Genomic DNA, 20,770 nt, shown 5'->3' with positions numbered 1-20,770 from the left:
TCTCGTCGTAAGTAAGAAATTACTTATATCACGAGGAAAACGCTTTGTGCGAAGAAAGTCGCGGCTTTTACCGCGACCTCTGGTTCATGTAGTTGCCAACCTTGCTCTGCTTGCGGATCTCGTCAGCGACGGTGGAGCGGATCGAGACCTCGTATTCGCGCGCCATCTTCTTTGCGAGGTCGGTGTTCTGCTCAGGCGTGCCGGCCGAACCGTTGACGGTGATCGGAGACGAGATCTGGATCGTCTGCGAGCCCGCAAAGCTGCCCATGCTCTCCATCTGCTCAGGCGTGAAGACACCCTCGCCCTTCTTAGCGATGATCGGCACTTCCGAGGGAAGCAGACTGTCAACGATGCCGCCCGTATGGAACTTCTTGGCACTGTTGAAGACGTTCGAGTGAACGGCCTTCGGGATCAGCGCGGACGAACCAATGATGCCGCCCGTGTGAGCCGTCGGAACACCGAGGACCGCGCCGAGCGTCGTAGCTGCGCCCTTGCTCTTGGCCCCTCCCGGAGCTGCCGGGAAGGCCCCCTTATTCTTGCCGCCCGACTGCTGACCGCCCTTGGAGAACATGCCGGACATCATCGACTTGACGCCCATGTTCACGATGTCCTTCAGAATGCCCTGAAGAACAGAGCGGAAGTCGCCCGTGCCGGTGATGAGGTCAGCGATGCCGCCTGCAAGCGAGTCCATCCACCGAGCCGAAGCCTGGGCGAGATTGCCCTGCAGGTCGCCCCACTCCGCAAACTGCTTCTGCATCGGGTTCGTTTCCTGGGCATACTTTGCCCGGATCAGAGCCTTCTGCTCCTCAGCCATGCGGGTGATTTCCACCTCGTCGGCGCCGTTCTTGCGCTGCTGTTCGACCCAGGTGTCAACGGCAGCCAGAGCCTCATTGAGGTTCTTGGAGCGCAGCTGGCCCTGCGTGAGCAGCGAATTCTTGAGGCTCTCGGTCTCCTTGTTAAAAGCGACCTGGGCATCAAGGCTTTCGAGCTGGCGCTGGCCGTTCAGAAGGTTGCGACGGGTCTCAAGCGCCTGCTTGTAGGTGGCGTTGTTCACGTCGCCGCCCGCGCGGTTCAGAACGTCGGCAACATAGCCGTCGAGGTCCGTCTGGAGCTTCTGCAGCTCCTGACTATCGGGAACCCACTTGGGATCCTTGACCTTGTTCTGCATCTCGGCGATGCGACGGTTCAGCTCCGCGCGGCGCTCATCGAACTTGATGGCTTCCTGCGAGTTCTTCTTGTCCAGCTTGTCGTTTTCGGAAGCCTTCTTCTTGGCTTCGTCATACTTCTTGGCAGCAGCAAGTGCTGCCTCGAAGCGCTTGGCTTCGGGCTTGCGATCTTCCGGATTGCCAGACTTGTCGAAGTCGCCATTGCGGATGGCCTTCTTGAGCTGCTGGTAGCGCTTGCCGGCTTCTTCGGCGCCCTCGCCCAGATCCTTCGTTTCAGCTTCGGTCTTCGTGATCCAGTCCGACAGGTCGAGGTCGGAGTTGGCCTTGCCGATTTCGAGGTATTCCTTGTGCGCGTCCTTGTAGGCGTCACGCAGCTCCTCGGTCTTGCGGATCTGATTGTCGAATACGGTTGCCTGGAACTGCGGCACGTCGGCTTCGGGCTGGCGCAGGGGCTGCGTGCTTGCGCCCGTCTGACCACCCTTCCATTCGAAGTGCATCGCGTCCTTGACGGACTTCCAGTCGCCGCCCCAGGTCAGGCCATACTTCGCAGCAAGCTCGCGAATGTTCGACGGCATGTCAGTGACGAGCGTCTTGCCGTTCGGGTTCTGATCCGGATTGATGTCGATAGCATTGCCGAAGGCGTGCTCGGAGAGCTTGCCGGGAGCATTGACGTTGTTGCGAACGTTGTAGCCACCGAGCGACTTGACCTTGTAGCCCTGCCCCATCAGCTCATCGAGAAAGCCCTTGAACGCATCGGCAGCGGCCTTGTGGACCTGCACCGTCATGCCGTTCGAGGCCATGATCGAGGTGATGTTGTTATCCTTCCAGCCGGCCGAACGCGGATCTCCGAAGATGCCCATGTTCTTCGACATCAGGTTCGCACCCGAGGTCGGCATACCGGTGAAGCCGGCCATGCCCTGCAGGTTGCCCTGCATACCGTTCAGCTCAGGAATGCCCGTGCCGAGCTGACCGAAGTTCAGTGCGTTCAGACCCGTGCCGACGCCGAGGATCGCTTCACGCAGCTCCCTGACGCGATTGGTGACGTTCATGACATGCTGCTCGGTCTGCTGACCGAAAGCGTTCTGACGCATGACGACGCCGACCTGATTGGCCGTCTCGCCCTGAGCGTTCATCGCACCGACGACATCGCCGATCGCCTTGCGGATATTTTCGTAGGGACCGAGGCCGTAGTAGCCACCGTTGTCCAGCTTCAGAAGGTTCTTCTGGGCGTCATCGAGCTTGGTGCCGCCCTTCTGGCGCTCGATGAGAGCCAGACGCTGCTCGCGGATATCCTGGCGCACGCGCTCAAGATCCTGATCAGCCTTCTGGTTGCCCTTCATCACCTTGTCGAGGGCTTCCTTGGCCTCTGCGGCCGCAAGAAGCTCGTCGTGCAGATCCTGGACGGCTTGACCACCTTCCTTGACGGAGCCGAAGTCCTGGGCGGCGATACGCTCAGCCATTTCAGCGGCAGCACCAGACGCGCCGTTCATGTTGGCCTGGATCTTGGCGATGTCCTGATGCAGAGATTCGAGGGCCGTCTTGCCCTTCTCGATCGCCTTGGTCTCATTGCCGGAGGCCTTGGCGTATTCCATGTCGAACTGCTCAGGCGTGAGCGAATTCAGCTTGGCGACTTCCTCGACGCGAGCCTTCGTCAGGTAGTCCATGCGCGCCTGGTAGCGAGCCTTGTCGTTTTCGTCAGCCCTATTGTAGAGCTTCTCGATTTCAGCGATCTGGGTATCGTAATAGTCGGTGGTCTTGGTGATCAGCGTCTTCTGCTGCTGAAGCTGGTCGGCGACATACTTGTCACGGATCTGCTTCTTGGACTGCTCGCGAACGCCTTCCTTGTTGACCTCTTCCGCATAGGCCTTGTCCCGATCGATCGCGGCCTTGTTGTAGTCGCGCTGGAAGCCTTCCAGAACGTCGCCGACCTGACTCCTGTAGCGCTCGATGTCGCGGAAGATTTCCTTCTTGCCGGCATCCTCGACCAGCTGCGGCAGCAGCGCCTGGATCTTCTTGCGCTCTTCGATCAGGAGATAGAGCGGGCCAAGGGTCTCGTCCGGAACAAGCTCGCCAGCGGCGTTCTGGGTCAGGCCCTCGCCCTTGTCCATCATGCGCTTCTTTTGCGCCGCGATCTGCTCATCGATCTGAGCGAGACGAGCGTTGCCGATATCTTCGGCCTGACGGCGCGACTCCGCGCCGAACTTCACGAGTTCGTCGTAGGCGTCCTTGATCTTGTTGGAGAAGACACCGAAGTATTCGCCGGCCGCGTAGGCAGCGATACCCACACCGACGATCATCGGGGCAAAGGTAGCAAAGCCGGTAAAGAGCCCGCCAAGAACCGCAGCCGTGCCGGAGATGACACCGCGGATGCCAGTTGCAGCAGTCGAGAGGCGACCGAGATTGGACACGCCGCCCGCGACACCAGACATAGCGTTGTTCATGTTCGTGGAGAACACAGTCCAGTTCAGGCTGGCCGTCTGAAGCGCCGAGGTCAGCGAGCCGAGGCCGCGCGTGACCGCAAGCAGTCCGAGACCGCCCGCAGCAACCGTCGCTACCCGGGTCAGCTCATCGCGGAACTGCCAGATGGTCGAGATGCCTTCGCGCAGAGACTGGACGACAGTGCTGAGCCCCTGGCCGAACGAAACGGCCATGCGCTGCGCCATGTCGGACGACAGGAACTGATTGATGTCGCGCAGCTGGTTCTTGATCTGGTCGAAGAAGCCCCTGCCACCTTCAGAGGTCGCGAGGTTCTGGACGTTGGTGTAGAGCTGCGTCATCTGACCCGAGAAGGTCTGCATCATGCGCTGCGACGTGCCACCATAGGCGCGGTTCAGCTCAGCCGTCAGCTTCTGCAGGGCCGGAACAGATGCGACCGTGCCGGTCGAGATTTCCTTGGCAAGCTCACCGACCGTAAGGCCCATCGAGCGCGCCAGCAGGTTCATGGCAATCGGCATCGACTCGCCGATTTGCTGCCTGAGCTCCTCCATTTGCAGAACGCCCTTGCCCGCCGCCTGGGTCATACCGAGGATGGTGCGGTTGAAAGCGTCGTCAGAGCCACCGAATGCCGCGATACCATCCGAGATGGCCCTCAGCGATCCATTCGTCGGGTCGATACCGACGGCCTTCAGCTTGGTGAAGCCGGACGTGAGCGTCTTGAGCGAGAACGGCATCTGCGTGGCCTGCTCGCGCAGCCACTTGACGTTATCAGCAGCGTCCTTGATCGGGTCGGCCGCAGTCGACATCGCCCGCATCTGGTAATTGAGCTTCTCCATCTCCGCATTGATGCGGACGATATCGCCGAGCCAGCCGTTTGCAGCCGACGACATCTTGGACATGCCGAGCGAAACGAGACCGGTGACAATGGAGATGTCGCGAAGGGTGCCGAGCGCACCCTTCGCAGAGGTATCGATCCGCTGCATGTTGCGGATCACAGAGCCCGATGCGTCAGCAAGACCATCGAGGCGAGGGTTGGTGCGGATCAGTTCGGAGTTGAACTGAGCAAGCGACTGCCCTGCCCGGAGCATACCCGAGGTAAAGCTACCGTCTGCCAGCTGAAGTTCAACGCGAATAGAAGTCATCTAACCCTCTTGCTAAGTAAGCACTTACTTAGATCAGCGGCCAGAGGAAATTCTCATCTTCAGCGCCCGCAGACCTTCCCTGTCGAATTCGGGATCCAAACCGGTCTTCGGATCGACCTTGAACTCCACAGGAGCCTCGGGCGCGTCCAGGACGTAGATTTGACCCATCTGCTCCTGAAGGAATTCCCGGGCCGACTTGTAGGCTTCCGGGCTTCCTACCGAAGCCATTAACTGAATTTGCCGGAGATCCTTCTCGGCCCGGAGCCGCTCGATCATGTTGGCGATAAACCAGAACCGTCTGATCGAGAGGTTCATCAGGTCGTCGAAGGAGAGGGAGTATTCGGCGAGCACCTTGCAAAAGAGCACGCCGAAATCGATCTCCTTTACGCCCCCGGCTGCGACTTTCCCGTCTTCTTAGCCTCCTCGATCACTGCCTCATCCTGCGAGACCACTTCGCCGTTGGCCGAGATGACCGTGACGTAGAGATTGCGGACGATATCGAGCGGCCAGGAGTTGAGCGTTTCGATGTCGATCGTCGGGAACGAGCGGGCGATGACCTTGACGATCAGCTCGGCTTCCTGGACCGGCGATGCATTCAGACCGAGCGCTTCGACTTCCTTGAGGTTTTCGAGGAAGACCGCGACAGAGGCGGGAACCATCTCGTGCTTCTTCCCGTCTTCCGTCTCGATGACGACAGCAGCAGGCTTACGAAGGGAAGCAATGTTGATGACCTTGGTCATTTCAATCTCTCTTGTTGCTTGGAGGTAAAAGACCGGCGTCCCTGGTAAGAGGCGCCGGCCGAGTATTCTAAGTAAGGACTTACTTACTTATTAGGCCGTAGCAGTCACATCGCCGAGCGAGAACAGCTGACCGCTGTCGAGGGCGTAGCCCTTGAAAGCAGCCGAGAAGACGCGCTCGTTGTCGAACTGGTAGGCGAAGTTCAGAGCACCAGGGCACATGGCCTTATGGATGGTGAAGTCGTCTTCGCCGCTCGTGCCCTTCGGACGCAGGACCAGGGTCTTTGCGAGCTTGAGCAGGTTGATGTTGACGCCGTTCGAAACCTTGACCTGGGCCTTAGTCGCGTTGACGCCGCCCGTCAGGTTCGTAGTCGTGATGTTGGCAGCCGTTACGGCCGTCTTCGAGACAGTGACGTTGCCGTCGACGCCGCGGTTCTTGGCCTTGATGGTTACGACCGCGTTGACAACAGTTGCCGTGAAGTTGATGGCGTTGGCATTGATCTTCGCAGCGAGCGCGGTGGCTGCGGCGCCGATGGTTGCCGGAATAGCCATGTCGTTCTGGCCGACCGGGGTGGTCTTAAAGGTAAAGTCGACGCCAGCGAGCGTGATCTTGTCGCCATCGACCGGAGCGGCCGTGGAGAAGGTCACAGTGCCCGTTGCGTATGCGCCGTCCGAAATCAGTTCGGAGCCAGGCATGATGGCGACCAGGTTGTCGAGCGTGGTTTCGGCGAGCGGAACGTTCGCAGAGACCGTGCGGCCCATGATGACTTCGCCGATCGGGGTTTCACCCATCTGGTCGACGGTAATTTCCTTGGTGGACGTAGCAACTTCCACTTCGACGCCGCCCTTGGTGAAACCAAGGTCAACTCCGTCGAAGAGAACGTTGCACACGCCGAGCTTTACGTTCTCGGTGGACGAGGCCATTGCGCATTCTCCTTGTAGCGACAGCTTCGCCCACAGCGGACGAAGTAAGTAAGCACTTACTTACAATACCGCAGACGGTTATGACTTGACAACCTAAAAGTAAGCTAGGGCTTATTTTTAGCTATTGATCTATTTAGCTGCGCCAGTCGGGCTTGAAACCAAAGGCCGCGGTAAAGTGCTGCGAGAACTCCAGGCCGTTTCCTTCAAGGCGCGGATACTGGATCGGCAGCGCTGAGGGATAGAAGACGTTGATATGCGCCGGCCCGCGCTCGTCGGAGGCCTCATGCTTTTCGGGAGCCTCGACAATGAGGAGCCTGGAGACATGAGCAGCCATTCGAGCGCCTTCGACCGGATCCACATGCCGGGTGATGACCTGCATACTGGTCTTGTGCCAGCCTTCGATGAACGGATTGATCTCGATACCCGTCAGCGGCGTGCGGATCATGACGCCGATCTTGCATTCGGGCGGCATGTAGTTGCGAAACAGGGACTGGCCGGCCACGACAAGACCGGAGTCGGTGAGCTTCTTTTCCAGAATGTCGTAAATCATCCGCCTACCTCATTGATGACCTGGGTGATGGCGTTGACCATCTTGTCATCCAGCTTCTTCTCTTCTTCCTCGGCCGCGGTGCGAAGGAAGAACGAGCCAACCTTTTCACCATGCCTTGCCATCTTCGCGATCGTCGCCCTTGAAGGGCCGTTCACGTAGGCGACTTCACTCTCGTAGTTCTCATGGACCAGCGTCGCATAGCGGTCGAAGCTGGCTGCCGTCAGCGGCGTGCCCGACTTCGAGAAGGCATCAGCCGGCATCTCGATCCCGATATCGATCTGCAGTCGGCCGTTCGCCCCGTAGTCCTTGATGATCTTTATGCCGCGGACCAGGTTGCCTTCGTCTTCGGGCGCATACTCGCGCGCCATATCCCGGATGATCTCAGCTGACCGGTGCATGGTCTTGCGCGCAGCATCAGGCACGCGATCGCCATACGAGCGAAGCTCGGTGCGAACGGCTGCCAGACCCGTCACCTTCAGCTTGGACTTCATGCCGGCCAGATCTCCATGTCGCACTCGATGTGGTCGATAGAGCCCATGACCGAGATGCGGTAGTGAGTGGACGCGATCTTGAACTTCAGGCCCTGGAATTCGAACTTGTCGCCGATCTTCACCTCGACGTAAGGCACGATCAGGATCTTGGCATACTTGGTCGAAACCTCATCCGCGGATCCGCGGGAGGCAGACGAGTCCGCACGCACCACGGTCTTTTCGGCGCCAACGTTCAGGTTGACGATACCGAAGGGGCACTCCATCGGCTCCGAGAAGGTGGCGCGACCATGCACATCGCGGCTGACGATGCGCGACAGCACGCCCTTAAGGTTAGGCTGAAACATCGTCGATCTCCACATCGAGATAGGAATTGGCGTTCGGGTGAAACAGGTGATCTCGCACCGCGGCGTAATCGTTGATGTTGATCCGGTCGGTAATCTTCTCCACACCGTCCTCGAGCTTTTTCACAGCCGCATGTTCGAGGCCGTGGTCGGCGATAACGTGGAGCGTCGTCTCGTTGTGGATCGACAAGAGCGCCTGCCGGTAGATCGAGCGGATGAAAGTCCTGGTCGGCGTGCGGCGCCCGCGGCGATCGACGAAATGGAGCTCCAGCTCGTGCGGGTTTGCCACGACATAGGCCATCTGAGCGGCACGGCTATTTACATTGCGCGTGCGGGCGATCATTCCGACATCGAGAACGACCCTTTGCAGCTGAAAGCGCATGTGCGCAATGTCGCGATGCACCTGAGCTGCGATCTCGTTTGACAGATACGTCTGGGTCTCACTCACATGCGCAAGGGCTGCGTCCGAGAGACTTTCTGCATCGACAGAGCGCAGATTTACAATCGCGCGCTGGTGAGCGGCCTCAGCGATTTCGACAGCAACATCGGCCATCGCCTCCTTGTCACGCTCGAAATACATTTCCGCAGCGTCGTAGGCCTCAGCAAACAGCTTCTGCGACTGGCCGGCATATCCGAACTCAGCCGACATCAGCGCCGTCTTGTAGAGGGCGCTGAAGGTCTGGGCCAGATGATCGTAGCGACGGGCGGCCTGGTCGGCCGCCTCCGAGAGACGATGAGGGATCACGCGCGGCGGATCCTATTGTTGAAGTAGACGTAGCCGACGAGCGCCTTCATGGTCTCGGACGCGATACCGAAATCGATCGCGCCAGTCCTAAGCGTCACGGAGCTTTCACCAATGGTCTCGGTGACGATGCCCTGGCGATGCTTCTTGGAAACGGCGTCTCCCTGCAGCAGCTCGTTGGCCTCGGTGAACTGAGCCCGGCGAAGCGCCTTCTTGAAGGCGGTCGGGAAGTCGGCAAACTGCTCGACGGTGATTTCGTCCCACACGTCGCGCTCGATGACCACTTCTTCGAGCAGCTCGCGCGGAGCAATCGAGTTCCAGTCCGAACGCCAGCCAGAGGTGGAGCCACCGGTAAGCGGCCGGTGAACCTGGTAGCGCATCGGGATCATGGTCAGCCGGCGATAGCTCTCGGTCAGCGCCGCAAGCTTCTGCGCCTCGGATGCCACATTCCAGCCGGTCACGTTCGGCGTATCCAATGCCTGGAACTCGGCCGCCTCAAGCGTCAGGAAGGTGTTCTCCATAAGCACGAGACGCTGCTCGGACTCGATGGCGTAGGAGAACGAACGCGGGATGGTGCCCGCGTCCGTTACGATGCCAACCCGCAAGATCCGGGCTGCACGAATTTCGTCACCCATCAGGCGGTTGAATTCCTTCGGGATGGCGACAGTGTGCGTATCTGCGACCGGATCAAAGGGAAGAGACCCGAGGTCGACAATCACGGCGTCGTCACCGTCATACAGAACAGCAGTGATGGCCGTCGGAACGACCTTCGCGCCGTTGAGATCGGTAAGGGGAACGACCACCTCTACGATGTAGTCCTCGGGGTAGAACTTCATGGCTTACTCCGCAGTTTCTGCGGTGATTGCAGCCGCAAGGTCGCCCGACGCCGCGGCAGCCTTCAGAGCCTCAGCGGCCGCGAATTCTTCCGCTTCGGCCTTGGCTTCGGCTTCAAGGCGCAGGGCTTCAGCAGCAACAGCCGGATCGATCGTCGAGTCTTCGGCCTGTTCGACCTTTTCTTCGACGACTACCGGCGCGTCTGCGACCGGAGCGTCCTTCTTGGCGCGCTTGGCAACAGCCTTTTCCTGGGCGTCGAGGATCATCTCGATCAGCGTCGGGATTGACCGATGCTTGACCGACCACTTGTTGCCGATCTCGCGCAGACCCTTGATGCCGGACTTCTCGGCGATCGCTTCGAGCGAGGCGCGGGTTTCGATGGTCGGAACCTTGGCGTGAACGACCTGGTTGGCAGCGATCTCGGCAGCCTTTTCCGCCTCGGTCTGACGCTTCAGATCCGAAACCTGCGGCGCGCGTTCCTTGTATTCGCGAATGAGGCGGTTCTGGGCGCCGGCCGGTTCTTCGTTGCCGTCCTGGTCGATCTCGAGGAATTCCATCGAGGCGGCCATACGGTCGCGAATGTGACGCGGCAGGTATTCATCCGACACGCCGTCGGTGAAGCGGACGGGGCCGAGAACACCAGTGTAGCCGGCCATGCGCGTCGTCACGACCTTGAGCTTCTTCATTTCCATTCAGGGTTCTCCAAAACAAAATGGGTGGGAGTAGTCCCACCCATTATAAGTAAGTGATTACTTACTTGCAATCCTACGAATTAAACAGGCGGATGCCAGTTCAAAGCCTTCTTCGGATTTTCGACCTGGCGCAGCTCGACGGCGCCGACCTTGACCACAGGAGAGCCTGCTACGCTCGCTGCCAGCACGATCTCGACCCGCCACTTGAGCGCCGTTGAACCAGCCTTGAGCTGGAAGGGCGGCGTCAAGAGGAGACCGGAGCGAGCCTGAGCCGCCCAGCGTTCATTCGCCGACCCGCTGTTGTAGGGCTCCATTGCATAGGAGTAGTGCCCACCGGTCGCCAGATCGAGGCAGAGCAACGACACGCCGACGAAGCCGGCATAGTTGTTGGTCTCGATCTCGCACGAGGCCTGGACCCAATCGCCAGCTGCGAGCTGGTGCGGCGTGTCCGTGGTGCTCGGGCGGAAGTAGAACTTATCCTCTGCCGCGCCGGACAGCGTGAACGTCATCACCTGGTAGTTGCCGCGGCCCGGGCGAGCTTCCAGAGAGTTGACGACCGTCGAGGCGCCGCTGATGCGCTCGACACGCATTCCGGTGGCAACCGAACCGGTCGCACCCGTGCCATTGGCGCCGGCAGTGCCGGTCAGGAAGGCATTGGTCAGAATGTTGCCGCGCGGGTTCTCGCCAGCCATGAAGAGATCGTCCGGCGCCGTGACGCGCTTCGGACCAGCCGGAAGGATCGTCTTCAGGAAGTCAGCGAATGCCTTGCCGACCGCCTCGCCGCCCTTGGGCAGGAAGTGGGTGCCGTCAGCCGAGAAGCCAGTGTTCGGCGTGCCGTTGGCAGAGGCTGCATCAACCCAGGCTTCATTCCAGTCGAAGAAATAGCAGCTGCGGCGCGAACGAACGAAATCGCGGGTCTTCTGGTTCATCCAGTGCATACGAGCACGGGTCGCACCACCGGCCGGCAGGACGTTCGTGTTGCGGGCAAGGATCGGCAACAGAATGACGATCTTGCCAAAGGAGAGGTAATAGTCGGCCAGGCGCTCGCGCAGCTCCTGGGTGCGTTCCTTGGTGAAGGTCGCCGCGTCGAGGTAATCGTTGGTGCCGGCGTCGATAACCACGATGTCGCAGTCGACATTCTTGGTCAGATATTCGCGGCGCTTCCAGATCTGATCGCCCGTGTCGCCAGAGACACCTGCATTCAAGCCCTGGAAATAGCGGGTCGTATTCGGGGTGCCGAAGGGCTCCCAGCCTCGATAGACCGTCGCGTCATACCAGACAGGGCTCACGAACAGGCCCTGGGCGTAGAAGCGCGCCCAGCTCATCCAGCCGCGGCTCGAATGGGAGATCTTGCTGAACGAGGTCGTGCCAAAGTCGTTGTGGTTAACCAGCGACGTTCCAATGACGCCGATCCGGTAGCCTCGCGCGGTCTTGATGTCGTCGGACGGAAGCGAGGTTGCGCGCGGAACGGTCTTCGTCGGGATAGTCGAGGTCTTGCGATAATGCGAGCCGGCCGGTCCAAGGACAGCGCCCTGCCCGTCTACCAGGTCTCCACCGATCTGTGCGGCGATCTTGTCGACCACCTCAAGCGGAATGTCGCCGGAGATACCATCGGTGAAATTCACACCGCGGAAGTTCTTGCCAGGCAGCTGCCCGGTGAGGTTTGCGAAGCTGGGCTTCGTGAGCTTGATGCGAGGCATGTTGTCTCCAAAAGAAAATGGGCGGGAAAGATCCCGCCCATAATAAGTAAGTAATTACTTACTTACAAGATTAAATCTGGACACCCTTGAGGCGGGCGACAGCGTGAGTGGCACGGAGGGCAGCGCCCGTATACCACTTGACGCGCCAGCGCTTGGAGTCCTTGTTGAAGTTCGTGCCGATCTCTTCGAGACGGACACCGGCAGCATCGCCAGCCCAGAGGCCGTGGAAGCCGTCGACTTCGTTTGCGCGAACCGCGTAGATCGAGGTCGTGTTCAGGTTCGTGCCCTGATCTTCGGTCTTCTCGATGTAGTCGTTGATGATGACCGGGGTGCCATCATAGAAACGCATCGGGGCGCCGAAGTTTTCGACCATCATCATCTCAGCGGTGTTACCACCGTGCAGACGATTGAGTTCGCGGATCACACGCCAGGTTTCCGAGCGCATCATCAGGAAGTCAGCGCCGAGCGGCACGGCATCCTTCAGCTCGTCGAGCATGGAGTAGGACAGAGCAGCGCCGTTGACGCCGGCTGCCAGAGTGCGTTCAGCAGCTACCAGCTTGCGCAGACCGTCGAAGGTCTTCGGATTGGCAGTCGCGTCACCGTTGATCAGGACGTTCTTGAAGTCGCGGCCGACGGCCTTGATCTTGAACTTCGCCTGGACGGCGATCTGGTCATACATGTCCGACTTAACTTCGGAGATGAAGTTAGCGATGTCGAACTGACCAGCCATGATCTTGATCTTGGTGGAGATGTTCTCGACCTTACCAGTCGACTCTTCGATGTCATCGTAAGGGTCGATCCAGCCAGCGCCAGGCAGTTCCAGCTCGCGGGTGTAGCTGAAGGTGTCGTCCTTGGCCTTAACGAAAGGCACGAGGGCGAAGAATTCGTCCTTGTCGAGGAGTTCCTCGATAATGCCGCGCTGGCGGTCGTCTTCGGCCAGCTTAGCGGCTTCGTCCATCAGAAGCGGCATACGTGTAGTCTCCTTGTCTACAAATGCACGTAGCCCGTCGTGGACCACGTAAGTAAGCACTTACCTACAATAGTCCAACAACGAGCGTGAGTGCAAGGGAAAAAGTAAGCAGTTACTTACTTTTTCCGCTATAACAAAGGAATTGGTCTTAGCCGCCGAAAGAAGCCCGGATGCGATCGAGGCCGGAACGGGCCGGGATCACCTTCTTTTCCTGGGTCTTCACCTGGGTCGAGTTCGAATTCGAGCCCGGCGTTACCTTGGCCTTCAGCAGCGTCTCCTTGTCCGGATCAGCCTCGATGATGCGCTTGAAGGCTTCATCGAACACCAGCGGATTGCCGGAAGCGTCGACCAGCGGGTTACGGTTGGCTGCAGACTTCGGCTTGTCGTAAGCCACCGTCTTGCCGTCCTTCACCTCGAAGTGTTCGCCGTAGAGCTGGCGCGCCTTCGACGGCGTGAGCGTCAGCGTATCCTTGATGTAGGCCGACTGACCGAAGTCATTGCCGATCGTCAGGGTGTCGATCGTCTTGTCCTTCTCGGAGAGCTTGCCTTCCAGGTCGGCGATGCGCTCTTCGAGCGTCTTGGTGGCCTTGGTGTGCTCCTCGGCCATCATCGTCTTCACGCGATCGAAATCGCCCTTGGCTTCAGCAGCTGCCAGCTCGGCGTCAGCTTCCTTCTTGAGGAGCTCCTTAACCTTGGCCGGATCGACGCCACCATAGGCTTCGAGCGCCGCGGCAGCATCAGCCGCCTTCTTCTCGGCGTCCTTAAGCTTGTTCTTCTTGTCCATCACCTCGCGAAGCAGCTTGGCCTTCTCGGTCGCAAGAGCGGCCGCGTCCTTGCCAGCGTCAGCTGCGGCAGCAGCGGCGTCTTCAGCGTCGGCGAGTTCCTTGGCAGCGGCTGCTTCGGCAGCAGCAGCTTCAGCAGCGGCAGTTTCCTGCGCGTGCTTTTCGACGGCAGCGGCAGCAGCGGCTGCGGCGATAGCGTCGGCGTCACCTGCACCAGTGCCGGTTTCGGGAGCAAACATGATCTGGGGCATACCGGGGATCTTCATCGAAGATGCGTAGTGACCGGCAGGCGCAATGGTCGTGGTCTTCATAGTCTCAGTCTCCTTGCCCATTTTCTCGGGCGTTGCGGGTAGGCGTAGTCGAGTTGGTCCAGTGTCTCGGACCAGAAGCAGGGTCAGGCTCGCCGGTTACTTGGCGGATGCCTTGGTGGTTGCAGGCTTAGCGGGCGTCTTCTTGGTGACTTCGCCCTGACGGTTGGGAGCTGCGGCCGGCTTGGCGCCGAACGAGCCGGAGGTCGGCAGGAGGAGCTGATCAGTGCCCTCAAGCCACTTGTCTACGTCGGCCATGATCTTCGTGCGCAGTTCCTTCTTGAGCTGCGGGAAAATCTTGTCGACGGTGTTCTTCATCTGCTCGCGACGAACCTCGATCGGGCCGTTGAGCTTCGCCAGTGCCTCGGCGGTAACAAGCTCGTCGTTCAGACCCATGATGTCGAAGGTGGTCGGATAGGATACCAGCGGATCCTTCACCGGCTTCTCGCCGGCCCAGGCCAGGACGGTCTTGACCATCCAGTTCTCGGCGTTCTGGCAGGAACCTGCCTTGGCAAGGAGCAGCGAGTTGACCCGCTCGAAGTCGTAAGCCTTGGCGACGCCCGAGGAGTTGTCGATGCCGACGGCATTGTCTTCCTTGGTGCGCTCGCCAGCCAGGCCGACGGTGTTGTAGATCTCGTTGATGATCTTGTTGATCACCGACAGGATGACGCCCGCCTGCTTCGGGTCGGGCGAGAGATACTCGGGACGCGCCGACGAGCCGGCACCTGCGTCGTAGACGAAGATCCGCTTGGTGCCCATTTCGAGCACCTTGTTGAACATGTCGTCGCCCTGGGCGATTGCCTGGCTCGGGATCGCGAGCTGCGAGAACGTCTGGTCCTGGATGATGGCATCGAGGTTCGACAGGTAGTTCGCAACGGCGCGGTCGAGGTAGGCGATGTCGTCAATGAGACCCGTGACCCGGTAAGGATCTTCGTTGATCGTGTGATCGGCGAAATAGACGGGCACGAAGCCGAGGTCATGATAGCCGAAGTCGATCAGGTCTACGCGCTTCACCGGCTGACGAATGCCGTTGAAGATAGTGGTCTCGCCGGTTTCAACCTCCTGGAAAAGCTCCCAGCCTTCGCGAGTCCAAAGACGCACGCGCTCGATGAGGTCGCCGGTCGAGTAGAAAGGATCCTTGTCATCGCGAACGATCTCGCGAAGCTTGACCCAAAGGAGTTCGCCATCACCGTCTTCGTCAAAGGCGAAGTCGAGAATGTCCCTCACGGGAACGGTGTAGGCGTAAATGCGGAAGTTCTGCTCCTTGGCTTCGGCCATCGAGACCGGGCGCGAGCCTGCTTCAGTCTCCACGACGCCCTGGAAGTTGTTGTCCACGACGATAGCCAGGCGCCCGCCCGTCGAGTTACCGACGGAGACCAGGCGCATCAGCTGGTCGATGCTTGCGCCACCGCGGGTCGCCTTATCCCAGAACTGGGTGACGACATCGGGCGCATCGGACGTGTTGCGGGTGATCTCGCCCTTGAAGAGATACTTCTGGACGAGTTCGACAACTTCCTTGGTGTGGTTGAAGCGATAGGCGCGCTGCAGGCGCTTCTCAAATTCGGTCTCACCTTCCTTGTAGTAGCGGAAGATGTTGTCGCGGAACCAGTCACGGCCGCCTCGATAAGCCGCGTCCAGAAAACGCCAATGCGAAATGGATTCCTCGAAGCCGGGGTGCCGGCGATCGAAGAATTCCCTCATTGCATCGTTCTGTGCAGTCGTAGAAGGCATGGCAATTCCTGCGTCAATGAAGGCGCATTGTAAGTAAGGACTTACTTACTTGCAAGCCTAAATCGAAACGCCCAGGATCTTGCTCTTGCGCATCGGGTGACGGAAGTCCGCATAATAGCCGAAAGCGTCGGTCGCGTGCTCGGCGCCCTGCTTCTTGTCGACCTCGCTGGTGCCTTCCTTGTAGATGGTCTGTTCAAGCGAATCGATGAACTTGCGGCACTTGCCATCGACGCGCAGCCGGCTTTCGCCCTCCGCGGTGTAGAGCAGACGGTTGACCGAGTTCACGCGGTCCTGGACGGCCGGATGCTTCCGCTTGAAATAGATCTTCTTGAAGCCTGCCTCGCGCAGAATATCGAGAGAGCTTTCACCGCGGTCGTGGTTACGGTTGTTGCCGGCCGGGTCAGGGTAGATGTGGATCTGGTTGAAATAGCGGAAATACCGCTTCGCCAGCTCGTCGGCCGTTTCCTGGACGTTGGAGCCATACATGACAGCCTCGTCCACGACCCAGATCTCGCCGTTCGGCTGCTCCTGGATGATGATCGAGGACATCGGGTCGATGTTGAAGTCCATGCCGATGTAGATCGGCAGCTTCGGATTGAACGGGTAGTCGCCGATGTGGATCGTGCGATCGAACGGATAGTAGACGCGGCCGGACATGGTTTCGAAGCTCGCTTCGAATTCCTGACGGAACGAGCGAGGATCCATGTCGCGACGGCGCGCTTCGATTTCCTTGCGCGGAATGAACGGCGAGGTGATGGTCGGAAACTGCCAGCTCATCCATTCGTTCTGGACCAGGCGGCCGCGGTGATCCTTGACCATCGGGCCGCGCTGACCGAGCATGAACCGGTGATAGAGCCAGTTGTAGGACTTCGGCGTGCCGATAAAGAGCGCCCGACCGTTGGTCGTGGCGAGCGTCGGCATCAGAACCTCTTCCCAGGTCTCTTCCTTGATGTCCTGGGCCTCGTCGATAACCACGAAATGCAGACCGACACCGCGCAGCGAGTCCGGCTTGTCGGCGCCCTTCAGGGAGATTTCCGATCCATTGATCAGGATCATCTCCATGCGGCTTTCGTTGATCTTCTTGATCCAGCCCTTCGGCATGGCAGCCTTGAGCGGCTTCCACATCAGGTCGCGCGCCATCGCGTAGGTCGGCGCGACATACCAGATCAGGAGCTTCTGCTTCAGCGCCGCATACTTGATGAGCGAGATCTTGGAGACCTGCGTCTTGCCCCAACGACGGCCGGCCACGACCACCCGGAAGCGGTGCTGGTCGTTCATGACCACCTTCTGCAGGCGATGGAGCTTGAGGGTCGCGATATCGGCCATCAGTCACCCAGCTCCGGAGCTTCTTCAGCCAGCATATCCTCGACGGTCGTATCCTCGGGCAGCGCGCCCGTGCCGATGTGGTGCTTCAGAATGTCTTCGTTGGTCAGGTCTTCGATGCTGAGCGTCGGCAGATCGTTCTCATCGACGTGCTTGTCGGCCTCAAGCAGGTTGAGGGCGGACTCAAGGTTGTCGACCAGGATCTTGTTGAAGCGCTGGACGGCCTTCAGGTCATCATCGACGGTCGAGATGGCGTGACCACCCGCAAGCGCGTCCTGGATGATCTTCTGGGCGAGCTGGCGCGCGAGCTTGAGCGAGCGAACGCCGGTAATCCGCGTCTCTTCGATCCACTCGCCGCGCTTGTCCGCGAACCTCTCTGCGGTTGCAGCAGCAGACGCCCCAGCAGCGCCGGTGACAGCCTTCTTAGCCGCAGATGCAACCTCGTGCGCCCGCGAGCTCTTGACCGCTCCTGCGCTCTTAAATCGGGAGGACAGTGCCTGGCGCGAAACACCGAACTGATCGGCCAACTCTCCGAGCCCGGCCTTGCCAAGCTCATACAGTTCCCTTGCTTCAGCGAAGTCAGCATCGGACATGCGCTTGCCGCCCGCAGTGGCAGCAGCCTCTTCCTTTACCTCGACTTCGACTTCCTCAGACATCTTCTCTTCCAGATAAGCTTTTACTTACAATTGCGGACGCGCCTTTACGCCCGGACGATCATCTTTCCCGTCCATTCACTGTCATACTATATGTAATTACTTACTTACTATCTAGTATGTAATATATGACAGTGAATGGACGGGAATTTAAACTACCGGGCGGAACCAGTCGTATCCTCTCAAAGTAGGAACCAGACGCACGAAATTACCTTCCGGGCGTTTCTCGACCATGCCTTGCGAAACCAGGAACTTGATAGAGACCCGGACGGCTCCGTATGTCGCCGGATAGGAGATCTTGGCGTGCAGCTCGGAAGGCGTCAGAAACGCGCCGTCATTGGCTGCCTTCAGGATCAGACCCATCAGCTCCTTCTGCTTTTCAGTGCGCCGCGGCTTTGCCATCAGAGGATGAACCTTTCACCAGGCTTCTGCCGATCGAACGCAGTCAGGGGCAGACGTTCCGGCATGTCGGTGCGACCGGCGTCCGGGTTCTGGTAGATGCCATACATCGGCGAGGCCAGGCTCATCTGCTGGATGCCCTTGATCACGTCCCGCGGTGACATAGCTGCCACGCGAGCATCAGCGCCATCCCGGGCCGAGCCCGTGTTCTCCTGGGCCGAGTTCTTCTGGTAGAATTCCTTGCACGCGGCCAGGAGCTGCTCGAACCGCGGCGAAGCTTCCAGCTCGTTGACGATGGCCTCGAAATCCTGCGGCGTGCTTTCAAAGTTACCGCGGAAGAACTTCATGCCGGCGTCGAACTTGTTGGCGTTCATCGGCTTGACGAACTTGAAGCCTGCCTTTTGACCGAAGGCGTTGAACTTCGACATGGACGACTGGATCTCGATGTTCTTGTGACCGTCCAGGCGCGCGACCAGGTTCATCATCCGGTATCCGGCGCCGATCCCGCGGAACATCGTATCCACGACGAAGCGCGAGACGACCCGGAAGTTGGCGTTCAGATACTTGTAGCGGTTGGTGTTGGTCAGCTTGGTGTCACCGGAGCCGGGCGCCAGGTTGCGAAACACCAGATGGCGCTCCTTCAGCATTCCCTTCGGCATACCCATGACCAGAACGCCGATCGTCTGTCCGTGCAGCGTCAGCTTCCAGAACTGCGGCCCGATCGGAAGACCTTCGGCCTTGTAGTGGAGATCGTGCAGCAGCTCCCAATCGGCCTTGGTTCCGCGCTCCACGAACATTTCATCCGTGAGCGCGAAAGAAGCTCGAGGGCTCGCGTTTCGCTCGATCAGTGTCTCGATATCAGGAAGCATCATCCTCGTCGCCCTTGCGCGTCTGTGCGTCGTTTTCGTGCTGTTGAATGCGCAGCTTCACTTCAAGGTGCGCGAAGAACAGAGCAGCGACGAAAACGAACACCCAATCCACTAGCCGACCCTCTTTCCCGTGTTGTATTCGACCCGAACGGCGCGATCGTCCCAAAGCTCGATCAGGCCGAAGTCCTTGATGTTGGTGATCTCGAGGATCTGACCGAACTCAGCCAGGCAGAAGCCTTCGATCGCAGGCTTGCAATCTTCCGGTCCGGCACAGCGCGCGGTGAAGATCCGAACCTCCTTGCCCTCATCGAGCCAGGCCCGGACGCGATCGCACATCGGCTTGATCGGATTGCCGACGTGATCGATACCGCGCCAATAGTCATAGGTTGCGAGCGTGCCGTCGAAGTCCACGCCATACCAGCCGCGACTAGCCATCGGACTTCACCAGGCCGAGCTGGACGGCTTCCTTGAGGTCGAAGCGCAGCTGACCGGTCGTGTCCTTGTCGAACCCGATGATGATCTCGCCGTGCGGGGTGAAATATTCGCTCTTGTGTGGACCCGGGCCGACTTCAGTGCCGGCCGGGATCACGATGTCGCGGGTGGTGACGAGCTTAGCCATTGTCTACGATCTCCCAATCCTCGGCGAGCTGGTCGAGCTGCGAGGGATTAAAGCCAGTCAGCGTCTCGCCGGCCGGCGTCTTCATGTTGATGTTCGGCAGGCGCGTGACCGTGCCCTTGTCGCCAGTCTGGAACAGCTCGGCGTTGAGAACGGCTGCCAGGCGCTTGTGGCCCTTCAGACCGTCGCGCGAGCCCTGTTCGAGGTAGATGATCTGCTTCGGCTTCCAGTCGGAACGCCGAGCGACCCCTCCCCGCTTGATGAATTCCAGTGCTTCGCCGTAGTTCATGCGCCTGCCTCGATCTTGACCTTCTCGCGGAACATCTTCGTGATGGTCAGATCCGGAGCGAGTTCCGTGACCATATCTTCGTGGGTGGTTGCGACCATGAAGGTCTTGCCGGCCCGGCGAGAGACCTTCTGCATCGAGAAGGCGACCACGCGGGCGGTTACGCGGTCCAGAACGGCGCCGAACTCGTCAGCGATCCAGACATCGGCGTCGGATGCCATCAGCATTGCGAGCTTCAGGCGGTAGCGCTGGCCGTCGGACAACTCCGAAGGCTTGCGAATATAGATCCAGGCGTCAGAGATGCCGGCCTTTGCCAGGAGATCGAGCGCCTCGTTGGTGTCCTTGCCGACCAGCTCCACGACCGGGTGCTCGTCCAGCTCGATCTTGTTCAGATCAGCCACCTTCAGGCCGCCTGCGATCATCTGCGCGGACAGATCCTTCAGGAGCAGCGACTTGCCCGAGCCGGACTGACCCTTGATGTAGACGACATCGGCCGGGCGGATATCGATCTTCAGGCCGTCATAGACCACGAACTCCTTGTCGGAGAGGCCCAGACCAAAGGACTCGGCGATCTCAAGCACGCGCGGCGTGCGCTCGACCGAGGTGTTGAACTTGCGGGTGATGGTGTATTCAGTCATCGATGTCGCCTTCCAGGTAGACGACTTCGGATTCATCGACATAGGGATCGAGCGTCGTGCCGTCCGACATCAGGGCCGGCGCCATCGTTGCGCACTGCTGAAGCTCGGTCGCGAGCGTCTGGAGCACGCCCGAATAGGCGTAGTAGTCGTTGAGCGGCACGGTCGTCACGTCGAGGACGAAATCGTTGTAGAAATTCTTGGTCTTGGGGTCGCGGCCGACGATGAGCAGGCCCTCGAACTTGTCAGCCTCGACCAGCGCCCGGATCTCATCCAGCATCTGAAGCTGGTTGTGCTTGTGATCCTTCTTGGCCTCACTCAATTCCTTGCGCTTCTTCTGGCTTGCTGAGCGGCGCGCCTTACGCTTTTCGGCCTGCTCCTCATGCCAGGGCTTGCGGGTCGTAATCGAGATCACCTGGGCGGTGGGTTCGGTCATGCTAAGT

The 20,770-nt window shown here is 59.6% G+C and carries 24 protein-coding genes; all 24 read right to left on the bottom strand.

All coding sequences use genetic code 11. The features are described 5' to 3' along the window. Positions 1–67 precede the first annotated feature (67 nt). The 24 genes from IB265_RS33305 to IB265_RS33195 all read right to left on the bottom strand — a co-directional run bounded on the left by IB265_RS33305 (position 68) and on the right by IB265_RS33195 (position 20,763). Positions 68–4,744 (bottom strand): tape measure protein, encoded by a 4,677-nt coding sequence (locus tag IB265_RS33305; protein WP_192495937.1) that lies wholly within the window; start codon positions 4,742–4,744, stop codon positions 68–70. A 33-nt stretch (positions 4,745–4,777) separates the two neighbouring features. Continuing rightward, the gene (locus IB265_RS33300) at positions 4,778–5,110 is read right to left on the bottom strand and encodes a hypothetical protein (protein ID WP_192495936.1); all 333 of its coding nucleotides are present in this window, start codon (positions 5,108–5,110) and stop codon (positions 4,778–4,780) included. 17 nt (positions 5,111–5,127) lie between these two features. Then, positions 5,128–5,484, bottom strand: coding sequence for a hypothetical protein (locus IB265_RS33295; protein WP_192495935.1), 357 nt, complete (start codon positions 5,482–5,484; stop codon positions 5,128–5,130). Between the two features lie 90 nt (positions 5,485–5,574). Next, on the bottom strand, positions 5,575–6,405 hold the full coding sequence (locus IB265_RS33290) for a hypothetical protein (protein ID WP_192495934.1): 831 nt from the start codon (positions 6,403–6,405) through the stop codon (positions 5,575–5,577). Positions 6,406–6,538: 133 nt separating this feature from the next. Continuing rightward, positions 6,539–6,955 carry a minor capsid protein gene (locus IB265_RS33285; protein WP_192495933.1) on the bottom strand — a complete coding sequence of 139 codons (417 nt, stop codon included), beginning with the start codon at positions 6,953–6,955 and terminating at the stop codon, positions 6,539–6,541. Further along, entirely contained in the window at positions 6,952–7,446 is a 495-nt protein-coding gene (locus tag IB265_RS33280; protein ID WP_192495932.1) for an HK97 gp10 family phage protein, read from the bottom strand. Before IB265_RS33280 ends, IB265_RS33285 begins: the two co-directional genes overlap by 4 nt. After that, positions 7,443–7,790, bottom strand: coding sequence for a hypothetical protein (locus tag IB265_RS33275; RefSeq protein ID WP_192495931.1), 348 nt, complete (start codon positions 7,788–7,790; stop codon positions 7,443–7,445). The genes IB265_RS33280 and IB265_RS33275 overlap by 4 nt, the downstream gene beginning before the upstream one ends. Continuing rightward, on the bottom strand, positions 7,777–8,532 hold the full coding sequence (locus IB265_RS33270) for a hypothetical protein (protein WP_192495930.1): 756 nt from the start codon (positions 8,530–8,532) through the stop codon (positions 7,777–7,779). Before IB265_RS33270 ends, IB265_RS33275 begins: the two co-directional genes overlap by 14 nt. Beyond that, complete coding sequence (locus tag IB265_RS33265) at positions 8,529–9,365, bottom strand: hypothetical protein (protein ID WP_192495929.1); 837 nt, start codon at positions 9,363–9,365, stop codon at positions 8,529–8,531. The genes IB265_RS33270 and IB265_RS33265 overlap by 4 nt, the downstream gene beginning before the upstream one ends. Positions 9,366–9,368: 3 nt before the next feature. After that, the gene (locus IB265_RS33260; RefSeq protein ID WP_192495928.1) at positions 9,369–10,055 is read right to left on the bottom strand and encodes a hypothetical protein; all 687 of its coding nucleotides are present in this window, start codon (positions 10,053–10,055) and stop codon (positions 9,369–9,371) included. Positions 10,056–10,135: 80 nt separating this feature from the next. After that, positions 10,136–11,755, bottom strand: coding sequence for an SGNH/GDSL hydrolase family protein (locus IB265_RS33255; RefSeq protein WP_192495927.1), 1,620 nt, complete (start codon positions 11,753–11,755; stop codon positions 10,136–10,138). 70 nt (positions 11,756–11,825) lie between these two features. Beyond that, positions 11,826–12,725, bottom strand: a complete 900-nt coding sequence (locus IB265_RS33250) for a major capsid protein (protein WP_192495926.1) — start codon at positions 12,723–12,725, stop codon at positions 11,826–11,828. 148 nt (positions 12,726–12,873) lie between these two features. Continuing rightward, positions 12,874–13,818, bottom strand: coding sequence for a DUF6651 domain-containing protein (locus IB265_RS33245; RefSeq protein WP_192495925.1), 945 nt, complete (start codon positions 13,816–13,818; stop codon positions 12,874–12,876). Positions 13,819–13,914: 96 nt separating this feature from the next. Beyond that, positions 13,915–15,546 (bottom strand): hypothetical protein, encoded by a 1,632-nt coding sequence (locus IB265_RS36540; protein ID WP_210334664.1) that lies wholly within the window; start codon positions 15,544–15,546, stop codon positions 13,915–13,917. A 57-nt stretch (positions 15,547–15,603) separates the two neighbouring features. Further along, on the bottom strand, positions 15,604–16,872 hold the full coding sequence (locus tag IB265_RS33235) for a phage terminase large subunit (protein WP_192495924.1): 1,269 nt from the start codon (positions 16,870–16,872) through the stop codon (positions 15,604–15,606). After that, complete coding sequence (locus IB265_RS33230) at positions 16,872–17,525, bottom strand: hypothetical protein (protein ID WP_192495923.1); 654 nt, start codon at positions 17,523–17,525, stop codon at positions 16,872–16,874. The genes IB265_RS33235 and IB265_RS33230 overlap by 1 nt, the downstream gene beginning before the upstream one ends. A 147-nt stretch (positions 17,526–17,672) precedes the next feature. Then, the gene (locus IB265_RS33225) at positions 17,673–17,924 is read right to left on the bottom strand and encodes a hypothetical protein (protein WP_192495922.1); all 252 of its coding nucleotides are present in this window, start codon (positions 17,922–17,924) and stop codon (positions 17,673–17,675) included. Beyond that, the gene (locus IB265_RS33220) at positions 17,924–18,793 is read right to left on the bottom strand and encodes a hypothetical protein (protein WP_192495921.1); all 870 of its coding nucleotides are present in this window, start codon (positions 18,791–18,793) and stop codon (positions 17,924–17,926) included. Before IB265_RS33220 ends, IB265_RS33225 begins: the two co-directional genes overlap by 1 nt. Next, entirely contained in the window at positions 18,780–18,902 is a 123-nt protein-coding gene (locus tag IB265_RS37425) for a hypothetical protein (protein ID WP_256436685.1), read from the bottom strand. Before IB265_RS37425 ends, IB265_RS33220 begins: the two co-directional genes overlap by 14 nt. Beyond that, a complete protein-coding gene (locus IB265_RS33215) occupies positions 18,902–19,225 on the bottom strand; it encodes a hypothetical protein (RefSeq protein WP_192495920.1) in 324 nt (107 codons plus the stop codon). Before IB265_RS33215 ends, IB265_RS37425 begins: the two co-directional genes overlap by 1 nt. Then, the gene (locus tag IB265_RS33210) at positions 19,218–19,409 is read right to left on the bottom strand and encodes a hypothetical protein (protein ID WP_192495919.1); all 192 of its coding nucleotides are present in this window, start codon (positions 19,407–19,409) and stop codon (positions 19,218–19,220) included. Before IB265_RS33210 ends, IB265_RS33215 begins: the two co-directional genes overlap by 8 nt. Beyond that, complete coding sequence (locus tag IB265_RS33205) at positions 19,402–19,695, bottom strand: MW1434 family type I TA system toxin (protein WP_192495918.1); 294 nt, start codon at positions 19,693–19,695, stop codon at positions 19,402–19,404. The genes IB265_RS33210 and IB265_RS33205 overlap by 8 nt, the downstream gene beginning before the upstream one ends. Beyond that, positions 19,692–20,330: an ATP-binding cassette domain-containing protein gene (locus IB265_RS33200; RefSeq protein ID WP_192495917.1), complete on the bottom strand. Its 639-nt coding sequence runs from the start codon at positions 20,328–20,330 to the stop codon at positions 19,692–19,694. The genes IB265_RS33205 and IB265_RS33200 overlap by 4 nt, the downstream gene beginning before the upstream one ends. Next, positions 20,323–20,763 (bottom strand): hypothetical protein, encoded by a 441-nt coding sequence (locus IB265_RS33195; protein ID WP_192495916.1) that lies wholly within the window; start codon positions 20,761–20,763, stop codon positions 20,323–20,325. Before IB265_RS33195 ends, IB265_RS33200 begins: the two co-directional genes overlap by 8 nt. Between the last annotated feature and the right edge of the window lie 7 nt (positions 20,764–20,770).

The sequence above is a fragment of the Ensifer sp. ENS10 genome, from assembly GCF_014852025.1.
Lineage (GTDB): Bacteria > Pseudomonadota > Alphaproteobacteria > Rhizobiales > Rhizobiaceae > Ensifer.
This window is presented reverse-complemented; position numbering and strand designations above follow the sequence as displayed.

Bases quoted from the DNA above. Each gene is read 5' to 3' on its own strand.
- IB265_RS33215 (WP_192495920.1), bottom strand. From the start codon at position 19,225: ATGGCTAGTCGCGGCTGGTATGGCGTGGACTTCGACGGCACGCTCGCA.
- IB265_RS33275 (WP_192495931.1), bottom strand. From the start codon at position 7,790: ATGTTTCAGCCTAACCTTAAGGGCGTGCTGTCGCGCATCGTCAGCCGC.
- IB265_RS33220 (WP_192495921.1), bottom strand. From the start codon at position 18,793: ATGATGCTTCCTGATATCGAGACACTGATCGAGCGAAACGCGAGCCCT.
- IB265_RS36540 (WP_210334664.1), bottom strand. From the start codon at position 15,546: ATGCCTTCTACGACTGCACAGAACGATGCAATGAGGGAATTCTTCGAT.
- IB265_RS33200 (WP_192495917.1), bottom strand. From the start codon at position 20,330: ATGACTGAATACACCATCACCCGCAAGTTCAACACCTCGGTCGAGCGC.
- IB265_RS33305 (WP_192495937.1), bottom strand. From the start codon at position 4,744: ATGACTTCTATTCGCGTTGAACTTCAGCTGGCAGACGGTAGCTTTACC.
- IB265_RS33195 (WP_192495916.1), bottom strand. From the start codon at position 20,763: ATGACCGAACCCACCGCCCAGGTGATCTCGATTACGACCCGCAAGCCC.
- IB265_RS33280 (WP_192495932.1), bottom strand. From the start codon at position 7,446: ATGAAGTCCAAGCTGAAGGTGACGGGTCTGGCAGCCGTTCGCACCGAG.
- IB265_RS33205 (WP_192495918.1), bottom strand. From the start codon at position 19,695: ATGAACTACGGCGAAGCACTGGAATTCATCAAGCGGGGAGGGGTCGCT.
- IB265_RS33255 (WP_192495927.1), bottom strand. From the start codon at position 11,755: ATGCCTCGCATCAAGCTCACGAAGCCCAGCTTCGCAAACCTCACCGGG.
- IB265_RS33285 (WP_192495933.1), bottom strand. From the start codon at position 6,955: ATGATTTACGACATTCTGGAAAAGAAGCTCACCGACTCCGGTCTTGTC.
- IB265_RS33235 (WP_192495924.1), bottom strand. From the start codon at position 16,872: ATGGCCGATATCGCGACCCTCAAGCTCCATCGCCTGCAGAAGGTGGTC.
- IB265_RS33295 (WP_192495935.1), bottom strand. From the start codon at position 5,484: ATGACCAAGGTCATCAACATTGCTTCCCTTCGTAAGCCTGCTGCTGTC.
- IB265_RS33230 (WP_192495923.1), bottom strand. From the start codon at position 17,525: ATGTCTGAGGAAGTCGAAGTCGAGGTAAAGGAAGAGGCTGCTGCCACT.
- IB265_RS33265 (WP_192495929.1), bottom strand. From the start codon at position 9,365: ATGAAGTTCTACCCCGAGGACTACATCGTAGAGGTGGTCGTTCCCCTT.
- IB265_RS33250 (WP_192495926.1), bottom strand. From the start codon at position 12,725: ATGCCGCTTCTGATGGACGAAGCCGCTAAGCTGGCCGAAGACGACCGC.
- IB265_RS33245 (WP_192495925.1), bottom strand. From the start codon at position 13,818: ATGAAGACCACGACCATTGCGCCTGCCGGTCACTACGCATCTTCGATG.
- IB265_RS33260 (WP_192495928.1), bottom strand. From the start codon at position 10,055: ATGGAAATGAAGAAGCTCAAGGTCGTGACGACGCGCATGGCCGGCTAC.
- IB265_RS33210 (WP_192495919.1), bottom strand. From the start codon at position 19,409: ATGGCTAAGCTCGTCACCACCCGCGACATCGTGATCCCGGCCGGCACT.
- IB265_RS33290 (WP_192495934.1), bottom strand. From the start codon at position 6,405: ATGGCCTCGTCCACCGAGAACGTAAAGCTCGGCGTGTGCAACGTTCTC.
- IB265_RS33225 (WP_192495922.1), bottom strand. From the start codon at position 17,924: ATGGCAAAGCCGCGGCGCACTGAAAAGCAGAAGGAGCTGATGGGTCTG.